The sequence below is a fragment of the Bacillus sp. S4 genome (assembly GCF_040838205.1).
Lineage (GTDB): Bacteria > Bacillota > Bacilli > Bacillales > Bacillaceae_G > Bacillus_A > Bacillus_A cereus_U.
The window spans coordinates 1-2,950 of sequence record NZ_JBFPJI010000374.1 but is presented as its reverse complement, the minus strand read 5'-3'; the positions used below and the strand labels follow the sequence as shown (position 1 = coordinate 2,950).

The window sequence follows — 2,950 nt, the reverse complement described above, 5'->3', positions numbered from 1 at the left end:
ATATTCCCTCATCTCTGTCCCTTGAATTCCCTGCGTTGTTGTTCCACTCATGATTGACCTTCTCCTATAACTTATAATTTTTAATTGGCGTTTCTTATGTCTTTATTATGACATGGAAAAAGTAGCTAAACTATCTAATAACCTTACAGGAATGTGACATTTTTGTAAGGAAGATTTACTCATTTTCTAATCGGATTTCTTTAAATATTAGACGAGAAATCTAAAGCAAATACCGCGGAAAATATATGTTTTTTTACAGATGATGGTCAAGTTCAAACATACTTTTAATACCCCAAAATCTCTACCTCAGCTGCAGAAGCATATCCATTCTTTCCATTTGTCACTTCTATTTTTACATATTTAGCAGCAACCGGTTCAAATGTTACTGTTTTTTTATCCTTATCACTTTCCCATGTTCCAGACGATACTTTTTCTTACTTAAGACCATCCACACTCGTATAGATATTCTAATTTAAAATATGACCATTTTCTGACCAATCTTGTCGAGATAGATATACTAATTCTGTAATTGTTCGCTTTCCATCAAGCTCTAGCAATAAAAAAGCCTTGCTGATTGCAAGACTCCTCTCCTCATTTCATCCAATTGTGTATCGACTATCCTCTGAAACAAGTAAACTTATATGATCAATTTTGACACGACATTTCCCTAACCTCCGCTTTACTTCCGATTGTAATTTCTTGTTTGCTTCTTCTAAAGAATGTGCTGGAATAATTGCTGATTGTAAGTCTGTTACCTTGCCATCATACATCACAGAAAAATCAATTTCATATCGATGTATCATGATTTCCCCACTTCCTTTCCAATAGTTCACTTACAACTCATCCTTATATGCTTTTTGTTTTTGTATATTTTTACAATCACACTATGTTTCTTCACAATCCTCGCTAACCCTGCCAAAATAATCTTTAAAAATTCCAATACTTAATAAAATATATGCAACAACCGTGAACCACCCGCCACTTAACGTCCTAACGGACTGTCTGAAGTGGGGGCTTCTCGGTTAGTCGTTACTTTTGATAGCTAACGAATTAGTCCTTAGACAGCCGAGCTAACTCCCTTGTTCCAAAGGTTATTTTATTGCTATTTATGCTAACGCTAATAGACGTATTGCTTCATTTTTGATATTGATAGCTGAGTTATAATCTCTATCGAGATTTATACCACATATACAAGAATATACTCGTTCAGACAATGATATATCTTTCACAATTCCACAATTGCTACATGTTTTTGTGGAAGGAAACCATTTGTCTATTTTCACAAGTTGTTTGCCTTGTTCTTGTAGTTTATAAGCTAAAAAAGAAGTGAACATACCCCAACCATTGTCAGCAACACTTTTTCCAAAATGAAGTGATTGCGATATCCCTTTCATGTTTAGGTCTTCAATAGCTACAACATCAAAATTAATAGCTAACTCTTTAGACTTATGATGAAGAAAATTCTTTCGTTGGTTCGCTACTTTTTCATGTAATTTCGCTACACGAATACGTTGTTTGTTCCAACGTTCTGAGCCTTTAGAACGTCTTGCTAATACTCGTTGTACCTTTGCTAATTGGTCTAACATTTTACGATAAAACTTAGGATAGTTGGCTTTCTCATCCTCAGAACTAACGTATAATCCATCCATCGCAAAGTCTAATCCAACAACTGTTTCTACTTCTTTTTGTACAATCTCTTTTTCGTATTCAGTCAAGATGGACACATAGTATTTACCGGTAGGTGTCATGGAGATCGTACATGACTTGATCATATAGTCTTGTGGTATTTCTCTATGCTGTTTGATACGTACCATTTTCAGTTTTGGTAATTTGATATGACCATTAAGCAACATAATATTTCCGTTTACTACATTCGTTGTATAAGACTTTCTGTCTTTTTTACTTTTGAATGTTGGGAAGTCATTTTGACCACTAAAGAAATTCTTATAGGCAGTTTGCAAGTTTAGTTGAGCATTTGCCAAAGCTAATGAATCAACTTCTTTTAACCACTCAAATTCTGCTTTGTATTTCGCAGGAGTTGGAAGCTTTTGTTTCTTTAGTTGTTCCTTATCATCTTTGTATTTTTCATACGCTTCTTTCCGTTCAGCTAACATTCTGTTATACACGAAACGTACACAACCGAAGGTTTTACGCATAAGGGATGCTTGTTCTTCTGTTGGATACAAACGAAATTTATATGCTTTATTATGCTTTGTCATATCATTTCACCTCACTTTTCACCTTGATTTTCAATATACTTCTTTACCACGTCTATTGGTGAACCACCAGTAGTTAGTAAGCAAAAACTTCTTGACCAAAACATCTCTTTCCAAAGTTTCTTTTTTACTTGTGGAAAATCTCTTTTAATGAGTCGAGAACTTGCACTTTTATAAGCATTAATGAATTTTGTCATTTCTGTATTAGGATGTGCCTTGAACAAAATATGTACATGGTCAACATCATGATTCCACTCTACCAGTGTTATGTTGTAATTCTCGGATAACCTTACAAACATGTCTTTTGCATAGTCTGACATATCATCATCAAATACATTTCTTCTGTATTTCACAACCAACACAAGATGATAATACAACAAGAACACTGAATGATTATTACTATCAAATTTCATTTATATACCAACTTTTTCATCTTATAAGACTGATTGTATCATAGAGAAAATAAAAAGCACAGTTACGCACTTTTTGGCTACGCCAAACCGAAATTCATCTCCCACCTACCGTTGGGCTACGCCCTTCACACGCTTGAGGAAGGAGAATTCTTTCGGGGAATTCGTTAAAATCATTAGCTTCACACCTTAAGGATGTTCCGTTCAAAAAACACTCCCTCATATCCTCAATTAATTCTTCAGCAGCTTCAATTCGTTCCATACCAATTACACACCTTTTTAGAGTAATAGTATCAGTATGTCCAAGTTTTATAGATTTTTTGC

Annotated in this window: 4 protein-coding genes and 1 pseudogene; all 5 read right to left on the bottom strand. The window is 34.3% G+C overall.

All coding sequences use genetic code 11. The features are described from left to right. Nucleotides 1–284: 284 nt before the first annotated feature. Nucleotides 285–560, bottom strand: a pseudogene (locus AB3X48_RS20320) (discoidin domain-containing protein); the annotation flags it as partial. A gap of 36 nt (nt 561–596) precedes the next feature. Continuing rightward, nucleotides 597–803, bottom strand: a complete 207-nt coding sequence (locus AB3X48_RS20315) for a hypothetical protein (RefSeq protein WP_033658980.1) — start codon at nt 801–803, stop codon at nt 597–599. 303 nt (nt 804–1,106) lie between these two features. Next, nucleotides 1,107–2,219 (bottom strand): RNA-guided endonuclease TnpB family protein, encoded by a 1,113-nt coding sequence (locus AB3X48_RS20310; protein ID WP_367959867.1) that lies wholly within the window; start codon nt 2,217–2,219, stop codon nt 1,107–1,109. Nucleotides 2,220–2,230: 11 nt separating this feature from the next. Then, a complete protein-coding gene (gene tnpA / locus AB3X48_RS20305) occupies nt 2,231–2,629 on the bottom strand; it encodes an IS200/IS605 family transposase (protein WP_367959866.1) in 399 nt (132 codons plus the stop codon). Between the two features lie 94 nt (nt 2,630–2,723). Next, nucleotides 2,724–2,950, bottom strand: a 227-nt coding sequence (locus AB3X48_RS20300) for a hypothetical protein (RefSeq protein WP_483298831.1), incomplete at its 5' end; no start/stop codon positions are given.

What these genes read in the sequence shown, in the direction of transcription:
- tnpA (WP_367959866.1), bottom strand. Translation starts at nt 2,629, where the DNA reads ATGAAATTTGATAGTAATAATCATTCAGTGTTCTTGTTGTATTATCAT.
- AB3X48_RS20310 (WP_367959867.1), bottom strand. Translation starts at nt 2,219, where the DNA reads ATGACAAAGCATAATAAAGCATATAAATTTCGTTTGTATCCAACAGAA.
- AB3X48_RS20315 (WP_033658980.1), bottom strand. Translation starts at nt 803, where the DNA reads ATGATACATCGATATGAAATTGATTTTTCTGTGATGTATGATGGCAAG.